Here is a 19,420-nt window from a genome sequence, read left to right as displayed (position 1 = left end):
CGATTAGTACAGTGAGCATCGCAGGCCGCCTATACCGACGCGCAGCAGGTTTGGCCAGGTGTTATACGAGGCCGCCATTAGCGCGCAAGGTCTGGCCATTGATCCAGCGGCCATCGGGACCAGCTAGGAAAGCGACAGCAGCGGCGATGTCTTCCGGGGTGCCCAGGCGTTCCAGCGGGGCCATCTTGCTCATGCGTTCGATCATTTCTTCCGTCTTGCCATTCAAGAACAGCGCGGTGGCGGTGGGGCCGGGGGCGACGGCGTTGACGGTGATGTTCTTGCCGCGCAATTCCTTGGCGAAGATATTGCTCATCGTTTCGATGGCGGCCTTGGTGGCGCCGTAGACGGAATAGCCGGGCAGGGCGATACCGATCACGCTGGTCGAGAAGTTGACCACACTGCCACCGTGGCGCAGGCGTTTCGCCGCCTGGCGCATGGTGTTGAAGCTGCCCTTGACGTTGATGGCGAACAGGCTGTCAAAGGTGGCGTCGTCCGTGTCGGCCAGGGCAGGCAGCACGGAAGGCATGATGCCGGCGTTATTGACCAGCACATCGACGCCGCCGTATGCCTTTTCTGCCGCATCGAACAGTGCTTGCACGTCGGCCACATTGGATACGTCGGCTTTCACGGCGATAGCAAAGCCGCCAGCGGCCACGATGGTGGCGACCAGCTTGTCTGCTTCCGCCTGGCCATTGGCATAGTTGACGACGACTTGCATGCCGTCGCGCGCCAGGCGCTGGGCGATGGCGGCGCCGATGCCGCGTGATGCGCCGGTGACGATGGCAACTTTTGCTGTGTTGGTAGTAGTCATATCTGCTCCTGTGTGGTGGTGGGGCTGCGACGTTGCGAGCCAGTGACTGCATTGTGATCTTTATCTGCAGTCGGATAAAGCCATGTGTAATGTTCAGACTATGCAATACTGAATAACAATGATTGTTGGCCTGATTGGCATGGTGCAGGCAGAAAAGCCCACTTTATCGTTGCCGGCGGTGGCTCTATAGTGAGCACTTCACTCAGGAGCAGACCATGTCCCATCGATTGTCGCCTTTCATTCTTGCCGCTGGCGCACTGCTGATGCCGCTGGCTCAGGTCGCCCATTCCTTTAACGCCGGGCATCAGGATGCTTCCATGCAAGCCTCGACCACGTACCTGTATCTGTTGCGCAAGACCCCTTTTTTTACGCGTCTGACGACGGCACAGTTGCGCGAGGTGATTAATCATTCCAAAGAGTGGGAAGTCAAGCCGGGCACGGCCATTGCCGCCAGCGGCGATGCGGCGCGCAGCGTATGGATCTTGCTCGATGGGGAATGGCAGGTGGAGGCAGGGGGCAAGGTCTACCCGGCGCTGCACGATCAGCCAGGCAAGTGGTATGGCCGCGATGCCGTGTATGCAGCCGCCCAGCCGTCTCGGCTGGTAGTGAATCAGCATAGCTACGTCATGCAGATAAGGCAGGCTGATTTTGAGTCCATGCTGGCGCAGGGCTACGACTTCCAGCTGCATCTGTCGCAGGGAGAGCAATACTATGGACGGTTATTGCAGGCGCGATAGATTATTTTAGTGACGTACAGCAACATTTGTTGTAACAAGGATTGAGTCTTGGTCCGCTTTGCGCGATGATCGCTCCACTGTCCCCGACCCCGACAATAAGGAGCGCAACATGCGCCGAATAGAGACTGTAGTATTGGCAGTGAGTACCGCCTGCCTGATGGCTTGCGGCGTCAGCGTCGAGCAGGCGCCGGTGCTATCGATTAGCACTACGGAAGATACTAGCGATCTGGCCAGCCGCTACGAGGCGTTGGAAGTTGCTGAACCTCATGTCACCTCGATACGTTTGCTGGCTGCCGACCCGGCCCAGGCGCGCGCCATGCTGCGCAGCCAGAAGCTGCCGGCCAGACACCGCAAATTATGGGAAGACGAAGAGATTGTGCTGGAGTTGCCCCGCCATGTAACGATCATGGCGGGACATCGCCCAAGCTTTGCAGCCGATGGTGAAGAACGGATTATCGGCTTGTAGGGAAGAAGCCGGCCTGAACCCTTAAATTTCCAGATTATCGATCAAGCGGGTCTGGCCCAGTTTGGCGGCGGCCAAGACCACCAGCGGCTCGCCGGCGGCCAGTTCGGCGCCGGACGGCGCTTGCAGGTTGCCACGCTTGCGCACGGAGATGTAATCCGATTTCCAGCCGCGGCTATCCAGCGCCTGCATCGCTGCCTGCTCCAGTTCGCCTATCGACAGATTGCCCTTGCGGACTTCTTCGGCCACGAAGTTGAGGCCCTTGTACAATTCAGGCGCTTCAGCCTGTTCGGTTTCCGACAGATACATATTGCGCGACGACAAGGCCAGGCCATCGTCGGCGCGCCAGGTTTCGGCGGCGATGATTTCCGTCGGCAAGGCAAATTGACGGCACATATTGCGGATGATCATCAGTTGCTGATAATCCTTCTTGCCGAACACGGCCACTCTTGGCTGCACGCAGGAAAACAGCTTGGTGACCACCGTGCACACGCCTTCGAAGAAGCCTGGGCGGAATTCGCCTTCCAGGGTATTGCCCAGGTCGTCAGGCGGCCGCACGCGGTATTCCTGCGGTTCCGGATACAAATCTTTTTCCGTCGGCGCGAACAGCACGTACACGCCTTCTTTTTCCAGTTTCTCGACGTCGGCCTGGAAGGTGCGCGGGTATTTGTCAAAGTCTTCGTTCGGGCCAAATTGCAGGCGGTTCACGAAGATCGAGGCGACCACCGGGTCGCCATGTTTGCGCGCCAGGCGCATCAGCGACAAATGGCCTTCATGCAGATTGCCCATGGTGGGCACAAAGGCTGTGCGCAGCTGTCCGCTGAGTTGGTCGCGCAATTCTTCGATGTCGGAAATAATTTTCATTGATTGCTCTCGCTAAAACCCCGGTATCCGGTAGCCGGTAAGAAGGGGAGGATGATATCAGGCAGGCGAATAGGCCAGCCGGACGTAGATGGGTGCAAATGGTTCGGCTTGCGTGATCTCGATCAAGGTTTCCTTGGCCAGTTCCAGCAAGGCCACGAAGTTAACCACGACGATGGGCACGCCGCCGGCAATGTCGAACAAGTCGCCAAATTCCACGAAGCGGGCGCTTTGCAGGCGGCGCAGAATATTCGTCATATGTTCGCGCACCGACAATTCCTGGCGGCTGATGCGGTGATGCTGGGTCAGCTTGGCACGCTTCAGCACATCGAGCCAGGCTTGCTGCAAATCCACCGCTTCCACGTCGGGCCAGGTGGGTGTCAGGCTTTGCTCGATGAAGATCTGCGTGCGCACGAAGTCGCGCTCGAATTGCGGGATGGTATTCAAATCGTAGGCGGCCAGCTTGATTTGCTCGTATTCAAGCAGGCGGCGCACCAGTTCCGCGCGGGGATCGCCGCCATCTTCCTCGACTTCGCTTTTGCGCGATGGCAAGAGCATGCGCGACTTGATCTCGATCAGCATGGCCGCCATCAACAGATACTCGGCCGCCAGTTCCAGGTTGCTCACGCGAATCTGGTCGACGTATTTCAGATATTGCAGGGTGACCTGCGCCATCGGGATATCGAGAATGTTGAAGTTTTGCTTGCGGATCAGGTAGAGCAGCAAGTCCAGCGGGCCTTCGAAGGCTTCGAGGAAGATTTCCAGCGCGTCCGGCGGGATGTAGAGATCGGTTGGCATGCGCAGCAGCGGCTCGCCATACAGGCGGGCTATGCTGGCCGCGATCGGATCGGCGGCAGGCGCCGCCTCCGTGGCCGTCGTTGCAAGCTCGCCGCTGTCGCTACCGGGACTGTCGCCGCTAGCGACAGCTTCGGGCGTGCTCACCGACTCTTCAGGCAACATCGTGCCGTGTCCGGGGTGTTAGATCTTGTTCTGGTAGACGTAAGCCTGTTGCTTGACGGCCGACGCCATCTGGCGGTCCTGTTCATCCAGGCTGACGGGCGGTTTGTCCCACAGCAGGGCACGGCCGGCGCGCTGGCCTTCGTCGATGGCAGGATTCTTGGCCTTCAGTTCATTGATGAACAAGGTATGGTCGGAAACGTAGTTCATGTGTTTTGCAGGCAGTTTCATATTTTCTTCTGAGTAAAGTCAGCAAGCTCCATTTTACCGCGCCGCAAGGAGCGGCGGGCAGACTATCGCCTGGCTGTGGGGAAATTTCTAAAAAGTAACTTATTCAATAACGTAGCGTGCGGCGCATCATCATCGGCAGCGGTTCGGCCCGGTTGGCGTGCGAATATTCCAGTTCCTCGGCCAGTTCAAAGCCGTAAGCTGCATAAAAATCGATCAGCTTGGGCTGGTCGCGGCGTATCGCCAGCCGCAATTCTTCGGCCTGGCAAGCCAGGCCGTGGTGTATCACGGCTTCCAGCAACTGCTGCGAACAATGCTGGCCGCGCCAGACGGGCAATATGCCCATGCGCGCAATTTCCCAGATGGCCGGCTCGCTGTCGAGCGGCATCCAGCGCACGGAACCGGCCGGCTGCCCATCGATCAGCAAGATAAAGCCGCCGCCGCTGCGTAAATCTCCAAGCACGCGCTGCGTTGTTTCGCGGTGCCCGCTGGAGGTGGCGGCAACCTTGCCGGCCCACGATGCGCGGGTCAGCTCGGCTATCAATTGCGCATCCGCATCGTTCGCTTCGCGCACCACGATCTGCATCACTGGCCTCGCTTAACGTATGCGCATGCCAGGTTCGGCGCCTGGCCAAGGGTTCAGGATGTAGATGCCAGGGTTGGCTTTCTCGTCAGCAGCGGAAGCCGCCATCACCATGCCTTCGGAAATGCCGAACTTCATCTTGCGCGGCGCCAGATTGGCCACCAGCACTGTCAGCTTGCCGACCAGTTCTTCCGGCTGGTAGGCCGAGCGTATGCCCGAGAATACATTGCGGTAACGGCCTTCGCCTGCATCCAGGGTCAGGCGCAGCAGCTTGTCGGAACCGTCGACCAGTTCGCAATTGACGATTTTGGCGATACGCAGGTCGACCTTGAGGAAATCGTCGATCTTGATCTCGGGCGCCAGTGCTTCGATGTTGGCAGCGGCAGGGGCGGCAATCTCGGCCACAGCTTCGGTGGCCGGAGCAGGAACAGCTGCAGCCGCTTGCGGTGCATCAAACAGCGCTTCGATCATCTTGGTATCCATGCGCGTCATCAAATGGCTGTAGGCGCCGATGGTGCGGCCCAGCATGCTGTTTGACACGGCGTCGCCAAACACTTGCGTATCGGCCCAGCTAAATTGCTCGTCGTTCAGGAACGAGGCCACATTTTTGGCCACGCCCGGCAGTACCGGCGACAGCAGGATGGTCAGCTGGCGGAACAGGATCAGGGCAGTGGTGCAGACATCGTGCAATTCCGCCGTTTTATCGGCATCCTTGGCCAGGATCCACGGTTTGTTTTCATCGACATACTGGTTGGTGATGTCGGCGATTTCCATGATTTCGCGCAAGGCCTTGCCGAATTCGCGGTTTTCAAAGTGCTGGGCGATGCTGGCCTGGCGCTCGACGACCACGCCATTGACGTCATGCGTCAGGGCGCGGCTGATCCACGCTTGCGCGCTGTCCGACAGGGTGCTGGCCAGCTTGCCATCGAAACGCTTGGCGATAAAGCCGGCGCAGCGGCTGGCGATGTTCACATATTTGCCGATCAGGTCGCTGTTCACGCGGGCCACGAAGTCGTCGCCGTTGAAGTCCAGGTCTTCCACTTTCGAGTTCAGCTTGAAGGCGATGTAGTAGCGCAGCCATTCCGGGTTCATGCCCAGGTCCAGGTAGCGCAGCGGCGAAATACCGGTGCCGCGCGACTTCGACATTTTTTCGTTGTTGACCGTCAGGAAGCCGTGGACATTGACTTTCAGTTTGTCGATCACCGGGTGGCCGGCAAACTGCAGCATGGCGGGCCAGAACAGCAAGTGGAAGGAGACGATGTCCTTGCCTATGAAATGGATTTGTTCGGTAGCAGGATCGTTCAGCAGGGCGTCGAAATCGATGCCTTTCTTGTCGCAATAGTTTTTCAGGCTGGCCAGGTAACCGACCGGCGCATCCATCCAGACATAGAAAAACTTGCCCGGTGCATCGGGAATCGGGATGCCGAAGTAAGGCGCATCGCGTGAAATGTCCCAGTCAGCCAGCTTTTCGCCCGCTTCACCCAGCCATTCGCTGACCTTGTTGACCATTTCAGGCTGCAAGCGGCCTGGCGTGTTCAGCCAGCCTTTCAGGAATTCAAAGCAGCGCGGGTCCGACAGCTTGAAGAAATACTGTTCCGACGGCTTCATCACGGGCGTGGCGTTGGTGAAGACCGAGAATGGATTGACCAGGTCGGTTGGCTGGTAAGCTGCGCCGCACACTTCGCAATTGTCGCCATACTGGTTCTTGGCGCCGCATTTCGGGCATTCGCCCTTGATGTTGCGGTCGGCCAGGAACATGCCCTTGACGGGGTCAAAGAAGCGGTCGACGGTTTTCGTGACGATCAGGCCCGTATCGCGCAGTTTGCGGTAGATCGACTGCGATAAGTCCACGTTTTCAGGCGAATCGGTCGAATACCAGTTATCAAAGGCGATATGGAAACCGTCCAGGTACTGGGCGCGGCCGGCGGCGATATTGGCGACGAATTCCTGCGGCGTGATGCCTTCTTTTTCGGCAGCAATCATGATAGGTGTGCCGTGCGTATCGTCGGCGCCTACAAAGTGCACTTCACGAGCCGCTGCGCCATCGCGTTGCATTCGCTGGAACCGGACCCAGATATCGGCCTGGATGTATTCCATGATGTGGCCAATGTGAAATGCGGCGTTTGCGTAAGGCAGGGCAGTGGTGACGAACAGCTTCCGAGTCATGATTGATGCACTTTTGGGATGGATAAACAGCCATTTTAACAGCGGAAACGCGATATGAGCAGATGCGGAACATATATGGCAAGCGCCGGCGCCGCTTTTGTCTTTCTCGCGACCGGCAAATTTACGCTAGACTGCGCCTATTGCATATGTAGGAACATCCCGGAGATTGTCATGAGCATCACAGTAGAAGACGTCAAAGCAGCACTGACACAGGTTATTGATCCCAATACCCATAAAGATTTCGTTTCCAGCAAGACCGTCAAGAATCTGAAGGTCGATGGCGGCGATATTTCGCTGGACATCGAGCTCGGTTACCCGGCCAGGAGCCAGATCGACCTGATCCGCAAATCCGTGCTGGCCGCCCTGCGCGTGCTGCCGGGCGTGGGCAATGTCAGCGTGGGCGTGTCGTCCAAGATCATTTCGCACACGGTGCAGCGCGGCTTGAAGCCGATGAACAATGTCAAAAACATCATCGCCGTTGCCTCGGGCAAGGGTGGTGTTGGCAAATCGACCACGGCCGTCAACCTGGCGCTGGCCCTGGCAGCCGAAGGCGCGACCGTCGGCATATTGGATGCAGACATCTATGGACCGTCGCAACCGATGATGCTGGGCATCAGTGGCCAGCCGAAGACCCTGGATGGCAAGAGCATGGAGCCGATGGAAAACCACGGCCTGCAAGTGTCGTCCATCGGTTTCATGATCGATCCGGATGAGCCGATGGTGTGGCGCGGCCCGATGGTCACGCAAGCCTTGCAGCAATTGCTGGACCAGACCAACTGGCGCGACCTTGATTATTTGATCGTCGACATGCCGCCAGGCACCGGCGATATCCAGCTGACCCTGTCGCAAAAAGTGCCGGTCACGGGCGCCGTGATCGTGACCACGCCGCAAGACATCGCGCTGCTGGACGCGCGCAAGGGTTTGAAGATGTTTGAAAAAGTCGGCATTCCTATCCTGGGCGTGGTGGAAAACATGAGCACGCATATCTGCTCGAACTGCGGCCACGCAGAAGAAATCTTCGGCGCCGGCGGCGGCGCCAAGATGTGCGCCGACTTCGGCGCGGAATTCCTGGGCGCCTTGCCTTTGACCATGGCGATCCGCCAGCAAACCGATTCGGGCACGCCGACCGTGGTAGCCGAGCCGGACGGCCCGGTAGCCGTGATCTACAAACAGATCGCCCGCACCATCGCCATCAAGGTGGCGGAAAAAGCCAAGGACATGACCAGCAAGTTCCCTTCGATCGTAATCAAGAACGATTGATTGCCGGCTTTTAGCCCAAGGCAAGGACTGGGGTCGTACCCTCAGGGTACGACCCCGGCCTGTTAAGGGTTAATTGATTGTCATTATGTTGTCATATAGGCTGCGTATCCTGCCCGCTGGCTAGGGGCGCGCGGCGTCCTGGTGCCCTACAGACACTATAGAGACGAGCGCATATGACCAAGAACTTTTCCCTTTCCCGGCAACTGGCGCACGCGCTGTTGCTGGTTTCCAGCGTGGCGGCCAGTCACGCGTTTGCTGCTTCTGCTGCGCCTGCTGCCAAAGCTGCCCAGCCGAAACTGGTGGTGGTGCTGGTGGTCGATGGCTTGCCGCAGGAACAGGTAACGCGCTACCGCGACCAGTTCGGCCAGGGCGGTTTCCGCCGCCTGCTGGAGCAGGGCGCCTGGTTCAGCGATGCGCACCAGGCCCACGGCATTACCGTCACCGCTATCGGCCACTCGGCTGTGTTGTCCGGCGCTTACCCGTATCAGCATGGCGTGATCGGCAATAACTGGATCGATCCCGTCACCAAAAAGTCCGTGTATTGCACCGAAGACGGCAATTTCCATTACATCGGCGAAGAAACCAGGCCTGACGATGGCACGGCGCCGACCAAGCTGCGCGTGACCACCCTCGGCGATGAGTTGCGCTACGCGACTGGCGACAAGGCCAAGGTCGTGACCGTGTCCGGCAAGGACCGGGGCGCCATTTTGCTGGCTGGCAAGACCGGCACCGCCTATATGTATATGGAAAAGACTGGCAACTTCGCCAGCAGCACATACTATATGCAGCAGCATCCGCAGTGGGTACAAAGCTACCAGGCGGCCAGGCCGCAAGACCGCTACTACGGCAAGAGCTGGACGCCGCTGCTGGCCGACAGCGCCTACGTCAACGACGCGCGTGATGATCTTGTGCCGGCCAAACCGGGCGTCCGCAACAGCTTCCCGTTTTCTTATTACAGCGACAGCGGCAACCTCGATGGCGATTACTACAGCCGTCTGAAGGCCGGCCCCTTCCTCGACGAGCTGACCCTGGAATTTGCCCGCGCCGCCGTCGATGGCGAAAACCTGGGCCGCAATCCGGCCGGCGTGCCCGATATCCTGGGCGTGAGCCTGTCGGCGCACGATTATGTGAACCACGCCTACGGCCCGGAAAGCAAGATGTCGCACGACCATCTGCAGCGCCTGGACCGCATGCTGGCCAGCTTCTTTGGCGACCTCGATAAAAAGGTCGGCATGGACAATGTGATCGTGGTGCTGACGGCCGACCATGGTTTTGCCAACGTGCCTGAATTTACGGAAGCGCGCGGCATCTCCGCCAAGCGCATCGATGGCGACAAGCTGGCGGCTGACCTGAACCAGCACCTGGCGGGTGCTTTGGGCGTGGACAAGCTGGTGACGACCTGGTCTATGCCGAATATCTACCTGGACTATGCACTGGCAGAAAAAAGCGGCATCAAGCGCGCCGACCTGGAAAACGCGGCTGCCCGTTATCTGATGGAGCAGGACGGTCTGGCCCAGGTCTACACGCGCACGCAGATGGAAAGCGGTGCCGTGGCTACGCGCATGGACACCCTGATGCGCCGCGCCTGGAACCGCCAGCTGTCGGGCGACCTGATGGTGGTAACGAAGCAGGCCTGGTACTTCGGCAAGGGCGTGGGCGGCACTTCGCACGGCTCGCCCTACACCTATGACACCAACGTGCCGCTGATGGTCTTCGGCCCGCGCTGGATCAAGCCGGGCGCCTACGGCCAGTACGCTGAAGTGGTCGACATCGCCCCGACCCTGGCCCACTTGCTGCGCGTACGCCAGCCATCGGCCTCGGAAGGGCGGGTGCTGGTGGAGGCGGTGAAGTAAAACAGCTTACAGCAACCAGTCTATCGGCAGCACCGACAAGATAGACACGCCCATGCGCTTCCACACGCTGGTGCCCGGCTCCGTGTCGTAGCGCGTGGTGCTGCCGTTGGCGCTGCGGGCGGTCCAGTAGAGGGAGCCGTCTGGCGCCAGGTGCACCTGGTAGGCGCGCTGGGGGATGGTGCTGCGCATGGCGGCGCCCAGCTGGCTGGCCAGTTCGGGGCTGTCGATGACCAGGCCCATTTCCGTATTCAATTCGATCGAGCGCGGGTCGAAGTTGAAGGAGCCCACAAAAATGCGCTGGTCATCCACGGCAAAGGTTTTTGCATGCAGGCTCGATGCGGAACTGCCGAAGCGGCCCGTGTGTTCGCGCGCGTCGCCTTCTTCCCACGAGCGGCGCGATTCATACAGGCTCACGCCGGCTTCCAGTAGCGGTTTGCGCCATTTGGCGTAGCCGGCATGCACGGCCGCCACATCGGTCGCTTCCAGCGCATTGGTCAGGATGCGCACATTGACGCCGCCCTTTGCCATGTCGGCAAATGCCTGCGTGCCCGATTTGCCAGGTACGAAATACGGTGAAATCAGGTCCAGTTCTTTTGCCGGCACGCCCAGCAGGTTTTTCAGATTCTCGGCCACGCCCGTGCCGTGCCGCGCCTTGCCGAGCACCTTGGCCGGGTCGTCGCTGACCAGGCGCGTAGGCGCCCAGACCAGGGGCAGGCTGCGTTCCATTAACTGCTTCACAAACGGCGAGCTGCGCATCGCTGCCACATATTCCAGCGCGGCGGCGCTGTCTTCCACTTTGCCCGCTTTGACTTCGATGGCGGTCGCACCGTTCGCGACAGGTGTTTTCAGCAGCAGCGCCGCCGGATAGGCTGAGGCGCTATTCCAGTAGCGGTCGAAGTCCTGCGACACTTCATCTACCACGGGGCCGATCACCATCACGTCGAGGTCGGAAAACAGCACGTCGCCGGCTGCGCCAAAATATTCATCACCCACATTGCGCCCGCCGACGATGGTGGCCTGGTTATCGGCCGTGAACGATTTATTGTGCATGCGCCGGTTCAGGCGCGAAAAGTCGCCCAGAAAGGCCAGTGCGCGAGGTTTACGCAGCTGGAAGGGATTGAATAAGCGGATTTCAAGGTTGGCTTGCTGGCCCAGTTGCGCCAGGGTGGCGTCCATGCCTGCCGTGTTGTTATCGTCGAGCAGCAGGCGCACGCGCACGCCCCGTTCGGCGGCATGGCGTAGCGCTTCGAACAGCAGGGTGCCGGTGATGTCTTCATGCCAGATGTAGTACTGCACGTCGAGGCTGCGCTGGGCGGCAGCGGCCAGCAGGGCGCGCGCGGCAAACGCGTCGCGCCCGTCGGCCAGCGCATAGATGCCGGACACGCCCGGGTGCTGGGCGGCCATGGGGGCAATGGCCAGTCCCAGCTGCGTATCGCTGGTGTCGGCGATGCGGTTTGACGCCACCCTGCCGTCCAGCGAGGGCAGGGGCGCGCAGCCGGCCAGCAGGCTGGCGGCAAATAGCAGGGTCGGGAGGTGGAAGGAACGGGTGGGCATGGCGTGCTTTCATCAGAGTTGCCCGATGTTATCAGACGCGCATGTCCGCACCGCTGAGCTGATAGTCTTTAGAACTGTTCCAGCGCGATCAGCTCAGCCACGGTCTGGCGGCGGCGGATCACGCGCGACTGGTCTGCATCGACCAGGTATTCCGCCGCATGCGGACGGCTGTTGTAGTTCGAGGACATCGACGCACCATACGCACCCGCGCCTTCGAATACCACGTAGTCGCCCACTTGCGCGCTAGGCAGCAGCCTTGTTTCGACCACGCCGCCATCGCGCTGGGTGAACACGTCGCCCGATTCGCACAGCGGGCCGCCAACCACGGTGGCGCGCTGTGCGTCGAGTGCACGGCCGTCGTGGGCGATCACGCTCATGGCGTGGTAGCTGCCATACATGGCGGGGCGCATCAGTTCATTGAAGCCCGTGTCGAGCAAGGTGAAGTGATTGCCGCCCATTTGCTTGGTGGCCCGTACTTCGGCCACCAGCAAGCCCGCGTCGGCCACCAGGAAGCGGCCCGGTTCGATTTCCAGGTGGACCGGGTGGCCCAAATGGGTTTCGATCTGCTTGCGCGCTGCATCCCACAGCTGGAAGTAGTGATTGGTGTCCACCGGCTGTTCGCCATCGCGGTAAGGCACGGACAGGCCGCCGCCGGTGGAGATGGCCTCGATGTCGTGGCCCATGTTTTTCACCAGACCGACCATGGTGCCGCAGACGGTTTCCAGGTGGCTGTAATCGACGCCCGAACCGATATGCATGTGCAGGCCGACCAGGTGCAGGCCATGCTTGCGGATGATGGCCAGCGCTTCTGGCAGTTCTTCGTGCCAGATACCGTGCTTGCTGTTTTCGCCGCCCGTATTGGTCTTGTTGCTGTGGCCATGGCCATAGCCCGGATTGATGCGCAGCCAGACGCGGTGGCTGGGCGAGACGGGGCCCAGCTGACGCAACATGTCGACCGAGCCGCAATTGACTTCGATTTTCGCCTCCACCACGCGCGCCAGGGTGGCGCGGTCGAACAGGTCGCAGGTAAATACCAGGCCGGCAGCGCCATTGGTTTGCGCCGGCGTGTAGCCTGCCTGCAGCGCGCGTTCGATTTCGCCCAGCGAGACGGCGTCCACGTGCACGCCCGCCTCGCGCATCAGTGTCAGCAGATGGATGTTCGAATTGGCCTTCTGCGCGAAGCGTACCGTGTCGAACTGGGCTAGCTGCTGAATGCGCGCGCGGATGGTGGCCGCGTCATAGACCCATAAAGGCGTGCCGTGCTGCTGGGCGAGTTGGGCGAGGGTCTGGTCCGTAACTGGCTTCATCGTGGGCTTTCGTGGGAGGATGGGAATGTGCTCATGATCGGCGTTTATGCTTCAAACATAAAATATCTATTTAAGCCTATCTTATTCATTTATGATATGGCTATGTCGATCACCCTACGCCATATCGAAGTTTTCCGCGCCATCATGACGACCGGCAGCGTCACGGGCGCCGCGACCATGCTGCATACCTCGCAGCCCACCGTCAGCCGCGAACTGGCGCGCCTGGAATACCTGACGGAACTGACCCTGTTCGAACGCGAGCGGGGCCGGCTGCGCCCGACCGCCCAGGCGCTGCAGCTGTTCGAGGAAGTGCAGCGCGCCTATTTTGGCCTGGAGCGCATCGTCAGCACGGCGACCGCCTTGCGCCAGTTCGACCAGGGGCAGTTGTCGATTGCCTGCCTGCCCGTGTTTTCGCAATCCCTGCTGCCGCAGGCGTGCAAGCAGTTCGTGGCAGATTTTCCCGATGTGAGCATCAGCATCACGCCGCAGGAGTCGCCCTTGCTGGAAGAGTGGCTGTCGGCCCAGCGCCACGATATCGGCTTGACGGAAGTGGGCAGTGCGCCACCGGGCACGGCGTTTGACGTGCTGATGTCGGTCGATGAAGTGTGCGTGCTGCCCGATGGCCATCCCCTGGCAAGCAAGCCGGTGTTGGCGCCGCAGGATTTTGCGGGCCTGCCTTTCATCAGCCTGGCCGCTGTCGACCCCTACCGCCAGCAGATCGACGAGATATTCCGCCAGGCCGGAATCGAGCGGCGCATGGCGCTCGACACGCACAGCGCCGCTTCCGTGTGCGCCATGGTGCGCGAAGGCGTGGGCCTGGCCATCGTCAATCCGCTGACGGCCCTCGACTATGCAGGGCAGGGCTTGCAGATACGCCGCTTTGCCGTCTCCTTGCCATTCACCGTGAATATCGTCAAGCCGCTGCACCGTCCGCCGTCGCAGCTGGTGGCGCTGTTCGAGCGCGCGCTGCATGTGCAGGCCGATGTGGTAAAGCGGCGCCTGTTGCAGTTGTAAGTGCTAAGTGGAGTGGCGGCGGTCAACAGAGTAAAATGGCGTTTTATTTATTTAAGCCTGATTACTTCGATGACCACAGCTTCCGCTCTTCCTGTTCATACCCATGTCCGTACCCGTTTCGCTCCCAGCCCGACCGGCTATCTACACCTGGGCGGCGCCCGCACTGCTTTATATAGCTGGGCCTACGCGCGCCACTTCGGCGGCACCTTCGTGCTGCGCATCGAAGACACGGACCTGGAGCGCTCCACGCCGGAAGCCGTGCAAGCCATTATTGAAGGCATGAAGTGGCTGGGCCTGGACCACGACGAAGGCCCGTTCTACCAGATGCAGCGCATGGACCGCTACCGCGAAGTCGTGGCGCAGATGCTGGAGCAGGGCACGGCCTACCTGTGCTACTCCTCGCCGGAAGAAGTCGAAGCCATGCGCGAACGCATGCGCGCCGCCGGTGAAAAACCGCGCTACGACGGCACCTGGCGTCCGGAGCCAGGCAAGACCTTGCCGGCCGTGCCAGCCGACCGCAAGCCGGTGGTGCGTTTCAAAAATCCGCTCGATGGCGACGTGACCTGGGACGATGTGGTCAAGGGCACGATCACGATTTCCAACCGCGAGCTGGACGACCTGGTGATCGCCCGCCCGGATGGCACGCCGACCTATAACTTCTGCGTGGCCGTCGATGACTGGGATATGCAGATCACCCACGTGATCCGTGGCGACGACCATGTCAACAACACCCCGCGCCAGATCAATATCCTGCGCGCCATCGGCGCACCGCTGCCTTTGTACGGCCACCTGCCGATGATTCTGGGCGCCGACGGCGAGAAACTGTCGAAGCGCCATGGCGCCGTCAGCGTGATGGATTACCCGGCGCAGGGTTTCTTGCCGGAAGCGATGCTGAACTACCTGGCGCGCCTGGGCTGGAGCCACGGCGACGACGAAGTGTTTTCGACCGCGCAGTTCTGCGAGTGGTTTAACCTGAACCATCTGTCGAAATCGGCGGCCCAGTTCAACAATGAAAAACTGGCCTGGCTGAACAACCACTATATCAAGCAGGCGGACAACAACCGCCTGGCTGACCTGGCCCGTCCGCAGATGTTGGCCGCAGGCTCGGTCTTTGAAGGCGCGCCGGACCTGGCGCTGGTGCTGGGCATGATGAAAGAGCGCGCCAACACGGTCAATGAACTGGCCGCTGCCTCGCTGCTGTTCTTCCGCGAACCACAGCCGGAAGCGGCACTGGTCGAGCAGCACATCACGGATGCCATCAAGCCGGTGCTGGCCCAGTTTGCCGAGCGCATCGCCACGGTAGAGTGGAGCAAGGAAGCCGTGGCCGCCATGATCAAGGAAGTGCTGGCCGCCAACACCATCAAGATGCCGCTGCTGGCCATGCCTTTGCGCTTGATCCTGACGGGCCAGTTGCAGACGCCAGCCATCGACCAGGTGGTAGTGGTTTTCGGCCGCGAGACGGTGTTGTCGCGCCTGGCGAAGTGGCTGTAAGTTGCATGGAAAGTAGCAAACAGGCGGATTGTTAAATCAGCCTGTTTGCGCGGTGCCGGAATCGCCTCTATGAAATGTGACGTATAGGCGTAAAAAGGGTATTTGCAGAGTGAAACTTCTTTGCTATACTCTTGTTTCTGCACCAACGGGGGTATAGCTCAGCTGGGAGAGCGCTTGCATGGCATGCAAGAGGTCAGCGGTTCGATCCCGCTTACCTCCACCAACAGATTTGTTGGTCGTTGAAGTGGTGCAGTAGCTGTATGGAAGTTCCGCGGTCCCCATCGTCTAGAGGCCTAGGACATCACCCTTTCACGGTGAGTACAGGGGTTCGAATCCCCTTGGGGACGCCAGGTAGTTGTGGTATAGTAGTGGCAGTTGTTTGTACTGATTGTTGTAAGTTCTGGCCAGTAAAAAACTGGTTCCGAATGGAAAGCAAGTAGTGGAACAAAGTCGCCAAGTGCGGCTTTTATTATTTCTGCGCCCGGGGGTATAGCTCAGCTGGGAGAGCGCTTGCATGGCATGCAAGAGGTCAGCGGTTCGATCCCGCTTACCTCCACCAACAGCGCAGAAGTAAAGTGGTAAATTGTAGAGGTAAGATGTAGCACCAAGGTCCCCATCGTCTAGAGGCCTAGGACATCACCCTTTCACGGTGAGTACAGGGGTTCGAATCCCCTTGGGGACGCCAGTTCAGTCTGGTGTTGTTGAGTAAGAAGAAGTAGCAGTGTTTCTGCGCCCGGGGGGTATAGCTCAGCTGGGAGAGCGCTTGCATGGCATGCAAGAGGTCAGCGGTTCGATCCCGCTTACCTCCACCAATAGCGCAGAAACTTAGTAGTGAATTTGGAGTAAATAAATCAAAGTCGCCTTGAGCGGCTTTTTTTATTTCCGCTGAGTATTTCCGCCATACCCCTCGGGGGAGTATGACTTAGCTGTGAGGACGCTTGCATGGCATGCAAGAGGTCAGCGCTTAGCTCCCGCTTACCTCCACCAATAGCGCAGAAATCACGAGATAATCAAAGTCGCCTGGAGCGGCTTTTTTTATTTCCGCTGAGTGTTCCGCCATACCCCCAGGGGAGTATGGTTTAGCTGTTAGGGCGCTTGCATGGCATGCAAGAGGTCAGCGCTTAGCTCCCGCTTACCTCCACCAATAGCGCAGAAGTCACAAGATAATCAAAGTCGCCTTGAGCGGCTTTTTTTATTTCTGCTGCTCGTCTTGCTGGTGTTCGGTGGGCGGTGTCAGGCATCGGATGGCCGCTTGTGTAGTGGCGAGCATGTCTTGTGTGGCGATGTGTGCGAGGTAGCCGTCGGGGCGCACGAGTAGCAGGGTGGCGCCGGTAACGCCATAGGCATCACGGAAAGTGTGCGTTGCGTCGATGAGTGCATGGCCGGTAGTGCTGGCGGGAGCATTGATTGCCACGCGCTGCAGTGGCGCGCCCAGCGAAGGCCAGTCCAGGTGGGCGAGTTCGTTGGCTGCCGCGAGGCCGTATGCAATGGCGCTGAAGTGTGGTCCCTTGAAGGAATCAAATAGCCTGACCTCGTCCCCTTTGTTGTCGCGCAAGGTGGCATCGGGTGCGCGGTCTCCGGCCTGCAGGGTCGTGGTGCGATTGCCTGCCAGGGCTAGCGGGCCGCCTTGATAGGTCAAGGCAAGTTGTTGCTCATCCTTGCCGCGCTTGATCGCGGATGGATTCAGCGTGCCGATTGCGTCGTATTTCTTTGTCGACAGGCCCAGCACACGCGCAGCGATAGGTTGCCGTTCCGCTTCGTAACTATCCAGCAGTGTATCGTCGGCGCCCGCGATGCATTGCGCAAGCTTCCACCCCAGGTTGTATGCATCCTGGATGCCGGTGTTGAGTCCCTGGGCGCCAGCCGGTGTGTGCACGTGCGCGGCATCGCCTGCCAGGAAGGCGCGCCCCGCGCGGTAGTGTTCCGCCATGCGGATATTTGGCCTGAATACCGATTGCCATTGAATGTTGCGCAGGGAAATGTGCGGCTTGCCCGTGTGCGCATGGATGCGTTGCATGATGCCTGCCAGGTCGCGTGGCGCTTCCTCGTCTGGCGCCAGCCGTATCATCCATTGGAACATATCCGTGTGCGGAAGCGGGCAGGCGCCTATGAATTTCCCGCCCAGCCGTGGCCAGACGTGCCATCGGTCGCGTGGCAGGCCGGTGGTGGTGGCGTCGACGATCAGCATGCGATCCTGCTCCCTGGTCGTCCCATTGAAGGCGATGCCGAGTTTCTTGCGTACGGCGCTGCTGCCGCCATCGGCGCCTACCAGATAGCGGGCCGTAATTTCTTCCGGGCCGTTGGCTGTGGAAATCGTGGCGGTGATCGTGTCGCTGTCTTGCGACAGATCCAGTAATTCGTGGCCGAACTGTGCGTGATGCCCCAGCTTGCCGAGCCGGGCATGCAGTGCACCGTCGACGCGGTATTGGGGAATCAGCCAGGTATTGGGATGAGGAACGCTTGGCGTGGCTGCGATATTGCGGAACATGCCCCATGGAAGGCTGAACGGCCCGAGGTGTACGCCCAATTTGGGATAGAGGCTGCCAGCGGCGAGTATGTCGTCGAGCACCTCCAGGTCGGTGAATATTTCCAGGCTGCGCGGCTGGATTCCTTTTGCGCGCGAGCCATCGAAGGCCATGGGGGCTTTGTCGATAATGCGCAGTTCCAGGCCGCGGCGAGCCAGGTCGATGGCCAGTGTGGTGCCGGTCGGTCCGGCGCCGACGATCAATACGTCGATTATTTTTCCGTGCTTCATCAGATTGTGCTTTCTTTCATGGGCTGATCGGGTGGGTGTTTGCTTCTTCCTGTGTAAAATAGTAAGCTAAAGCTTTCATTTTTACTACTTGCATTCGGAGCGCACATATGAAGGTAGTTCGTCCGGCTACGGTGATCAGGAAACGCCCCAGGCAGGAGCGTTCACGCGCGACGGTGGATGCAATTACGCAAGCCGCTACTTACATTTTGGTGGAATCGGGATGGAAGGGCTTGACCACGAATGCCATCGCCGAGCGTGCCGGTGTGAATATCAGCTCCTTGTATCAGTTTTTCCCTGGTAAGGAAGCCATCGTTGCCGAGTTGCAGCTGCGCCATGCCGCTGAAAGCCGGAAAAAGCTAGCGCAGGCGTTGGAGCAATTGTCCGCCCAATCTTCGCTGCACGATGCCCTTGCCTTGCTGGTTGCGGCTATCGTGGCTGAACACAGGATCGCCCCAGCGGTGCATCGGGCCATCGCCGAGGAGCTCCCGGGTTCTGTCAGGCATGCCGCCCCCGATGATCTTGTCGAGGGACAGCTTCTGCTCGCTTTTGGTCCCTATATGCAGAATGTGCCGGATCCGCAGCTTGCATGCCGGATTGCGCGTATCGCCGCCCATGCCGTCATTCATGAAACAGCGTCCCGTACGCCGGAAGTGCTGGACCAGCCCGGCTTTAATGAGGAAATTATTGCTCTTCTTGTATCTTTTCTGCAGCGGCCTGCCGGTGCATGATTGTCTTGCATGCCTTCCGCTTATTTCCGGCCTCATGGAGAGGGCGGGGACAGAAAATAAGAAGGCCAGTAGTTGATTTCGTGAATCGCTTCGTGTTAAACTTCGCGCACGCTTTTTTGAGGGGCTAAATAAAGCCTTCAAAGAAGAGTCCGCTGAGAGTAAAGCCAGCACAGGTCCCCATCGTCTAGAGGCCTAGGACATCACCCTTTCACGGTGAGTACAGGGGTTCGAATCCCCTTGGGGACGCCAGGATTTTTAGTTGTACTTAGTTGTAACGTATTGATGCAGTGCTGAACGGGCCTGATAAGTCAGGCTTTTTTTGTTTCTGCAACATTGCTGCGGTACCAGGTCAGGATGCGCAAGCGGGCATTCAGGACAGATTTCTGTCCCCATCGTCTAGAGGCCTAGGACATCACCCTTTCACGGTGAGTACAGGGGTTCGAATCCCCTTGGGGACGCCAGATTCGAGTGCGGCTGCTTTGTAGTAAATAATCAGCCGCAAGTAGTGAGCAGCAACAAGGCCGGATGCAGGGCAGCGCATCCAGGGCAGATTTTTTGTCCCCATCGTCTAGAGGCCTAGGACATCACCCTTTCACGGTGAGTACAGGGGTTCGAATCCCCTTGGGGACGCCAGATTCGAGTGCGGCTGCTT

General features: G+C 59.6%; 16 protein-coding genes and 8 tRNA genes. 15 read left to right on the top strand and 9 right to left on the bottom strand.

Annotated features, from left to right (window positions below; translation table 11 throughout):
* Positions 1 to 61: 61 nt before the first annotated feature.
* Positions 62 to 811: an SDR family oxidoreductase gene (locus HDE72_RS16590; RefSeq protein WP_183742900.1), complete on the bottom strand. Its 750-nt coding sequence runs from the start codon at positions 809 to 811 to the stop codon at positions 62 to 64.
* A 215-nt stretch (positions 812 to 1,026) separates the two neighbouring features.
* Between HDE72_RS16590 and HDE72_RS16585 the strand changes: the two genes are divergently transcribed.
* Both HDE72_RS16585 and HDE72_RS16580 read left to right on the top strand, forming a co-directional pair.
* Positions 1,027 to 1,548, top strand: a complete 522-nt coding sequence (locus HDE72_RS16585; protein ID WP_221291298.1) for a cyclic nucleotide-binding domain-containing protein — start codon at positions 1,027 to 1,029, stop codon at positions 1,546 to 1,548.
* Between the two features lie 109 nt (positions 1,549 to 1,657).
* A complete protein-coding gene (locus HDE72_RS16580; RefSeq protein WP_183742898.1) occupies positions 1,658 to 2,014 on the top strand; it encodes a hypothetical protein in 357 nt (118 codons plus the stop codon).
* A 21-nt stretch (positions 2,015 to 2,035) separates the two neighbouring features.
* Here HDE72_RS16580 and panC read toward each other — a convergent pair whose 3' ends face one another.
* The 5 genes from panC to metG all read right to left on the bottom strand — a co-directional run bounded on the left by panC (position 2,036) and on the right by metG (position 6,806).
* Positions 2,036 to 2,875, bottom strand: coding sequence for a pantoate--beta-alanine ligase (panC, locus tag HDE72_RS16575; protein WP_183742896.1), 840 nt, complete (start codon positions 2,873 to 2,875; stop codon positions 2,036 to 2,038).
* 57 nt (positions 2,876 to 2,932) lie between these two features.
* Complete coding sequence (locus HDE72_RS16570; protein WP_183742894.1) at positions 2,933 to 3,832, bottom strand: segregation and condensation protein A; 900 nt, start codon at positions 3,830 to 3,832, stop codon at positions 2,933 to 2,935.
* 18 nt (positions 3,833 to 3,850) lie between these two features.
* Positions 3,851 to 4,060, bottom strand: coding sequence for a DUF3460 family protein (locus HDE72_RS16565; protein ID WP_183742892.1), 210 nt, complete (start codon positions 4,058 to 4,060; stop codon positions 3,851 to 3,853).
* A 103-nt stretch (positions 4,061 to 4,163) separates the two neighbouring features.
* A complete protein-coding gene (locus HDE72_RS16560) occupies positions 4,164 to 4,643 on the bottom strand; it encodes a GNAT family N-acetyltransferase (protein ID WP_183742890.1) in 480 nt (159 codons plus the stop codon).
* Between the two features lie 12 nt (positions 4,644 to 4,655).
* Entirely contained in the window at positions 4,656 to 6,806 is a 2,151-nt protein-coding gene (metG, locus tag HDE72_RS16555; RefSeq protein WP_183742888.1) for a methionine--tRNA ligase, read from the bottom strand.
* A 171-nt stretch (positions 6,807 to 6,977) separates the two neighbouring features.
* Here metG and apbC point away from each other — a divergent pair, with 171 nt between their 5' ends.
* Positions 6,978 to 8,066: an iron-sulfur cluster carrier protein ApbC gene (gene apbC / locus HDE72_RS16550; protein ID WP_183742880.1), complete on the top strand. Its 1,089-nt coding sequence runs from the start codon at positions 6,978 to 6,980 to the stop codon at positions 8,064 to 8,066.
* A gap of 173 nt (positions 8,067 to 8,239) precedes the next feature.
* Positions 8,240 to 9,919 (top strand): alkaline phosphatase family protein, encoded by a 1,680-nt coding sequence (locus HDE72_RS16545; RefSeq protein ID WP_183742878.1) that lies wholly within the window; start codon positions 8,240 to 8,242, stop codon positions 9,917 to 9,919.
* Positions 9,920 to 9,925: 6 nt separating this feature from the next.
* Here the strand turns inward: HDE72_RS16545 and HDE72_RS16540 are convergent, their stop codons facing one another.
* Together HDE72_RS16540 and lysA are read right to left on the bottom strand one after the other, a co-directional pair.
* A complete protein-coding gene (locus HDE72_RS16540; protein ID WP_183742876.1) occupies positions 9,926 to 11,473 on the bottom strand; it encodes a phospholipase D family protein in 1,548 nt (515 codons plus the stop codon).
* 68 nt (positions 11,474 to 11,541) lie between these two features.
* The gene (gene lysA, locus HDE72_RS16535) at positions 11,542 to 12,780 is read right to left on the bottom strand and encodes a diaminopimelate decarboxylase (protein ID WP_183742874.1); all 1,239 of its coding nucleotides are present in this window, start codon (positions 12,778 to 12,780) and stop codon (positions 11,542 to 11,544) included.
* A 102-nt stretch (positions 12,781 to 12,882) separates the two neighbouring features.
* On the opposite strand from lysA, the gene HDE72_RS16530 reads away from it, so the two are divergent.
* The 7 genes from HDE72_RS16530 (at position 12,883) to HDE72_RS16500 (ending at position 16,097) form a co-directional block, all read left to right on the top strand.
* A complete protein-coding gene (locus tag HDE72_RS16530) occupies positions 12,883 to 13,794 on the top strand; it encodes a LysR family transcriptional regulator (RefSeq protein ID WP_183742872.1) in 912 nt (303 codons plus the stop codon).
* A 69-nt stretch (positions 13,795 to 13,863) separates the two neighbouring features.
* Positions 13,864 to 15,285, top strand: coding sequence for a glutamate--tRNA ligase (gene gltX, locus HDE72_RS16525; protein ID WP_183742870.1), 1,422 nt, complete (start codon positions 13,864 to 13,866; stop codon positions 15,283 to 15,285).
* A 147-nt stretch (positions 15,286 to 15,432) separates the two neighbouring features.
* Positions 15,433 to 15,508 (top strand) — tRNA-Ala (locus tag HDE72_RS16520).
* Positions 15,509 to 15,559: 51 nt separating this feature from the next.
* Positions 15,560 to 15,635, top strand: a tRNA-Glu gene (locus tag HDE72_RS16515).
* A 133-nt stretch (positions 15,636 to 15,768) separates the two neighbouring features.
* Positions 15,769 to 15,844, top strand: a tRNA-Ala gene (locus HDE72_RS16510).
* A 50-nt stretch (positions 15,845 to 15,894) separates the two neighbouring features.
* Positions 15,895 to 15,970: transfer RNA gene (locus HDE72_RS16505), tRNA-Glu, on the top strand.
* Between the two features lie 51 nt (positions 15,971 to 16,021).
* Positions 16,022 to 16,097: transfer RNA gene (locus tag HDE72_RS16500), tRNA-Ala, on the top strand.
* A gap of 380 nt (positions 16,098 to 16,477) precedes the next feature.
* Here HDE72_RS16500 and HDE72_RS16495 read toward each other — a convergent pair.
* Positions 16,478 to 18,040: an FAD-dependent oxidoreductase gene (locus HDE72_RS16495; RefSeq protein ID WP_183742868.1), complete on the bottom strand. Its 1,563-nt coding sequence runs from the start codon at positions 18,038 to 18,040 to the stop codon at positions 16,478 to 16,480.
* A gap of 107 nt (positions 18,041 to 18,147) precedes the next feature.
* Between HDE72_RS16495 and HDE72_RS16490 the strand changes: the two genes are divergently transcribed.
* The 4 genes from HDE72_RS16490 (at position 18,148) to HDE72_RS16475 (ending at position 19,401) form a co-directional block, all read left to right on the top strand.
* Positions 18,148 to 18,768 carry a TetR/AcrR family transcriptional regulator gene (locus HDE72_RS16490; protein WP_183742866.1) on the top strand — a complete coding sequence of 207 codons (621 nt, stop codon included), beginning with the start codon at positions 18,148 to 18,150 and terminating at the stop codon, positions 18,766 to 18,768.
* A 173-nt stretch (positions 18,769 to 18,941) separates the two neighbouring features.
* Positions 18,942 to 19,017, top strand: a tRNA-Glu gene (locus HDE72_RS16485).
* A gap of 136 nt (positions 19,018 to 19,153) precedes the next feature.
* A tRNA-Glu gene (locus HDE72_RS16480) sits at positions 19,154 to 19,229 on the top strand.
* Positions 19,230 to 19,325: 96 nt separating this feature from the next.
* Positions 19,326 to 19,401 (top strand) — tRNA-Glu (locus tag HDE72_RS16475).
* Positions 19,402 to 19,420: the final 19 nt, after the last annotated feature.

This window comes from Janthinobacterium saanense (assembly GCF_014200675.1).
Classification (GTDB): Bacteria; Pseudomonadota; Gammaproteobacteria; order Burkholderiales; family Burkholderiaceae_D; genus Janthinobacterium.
The sequence above is the reverse complement of the archived record's forward strand: the minus strand, read 5'-3'. Positions and strand labels throughout refer to the sequence as shown.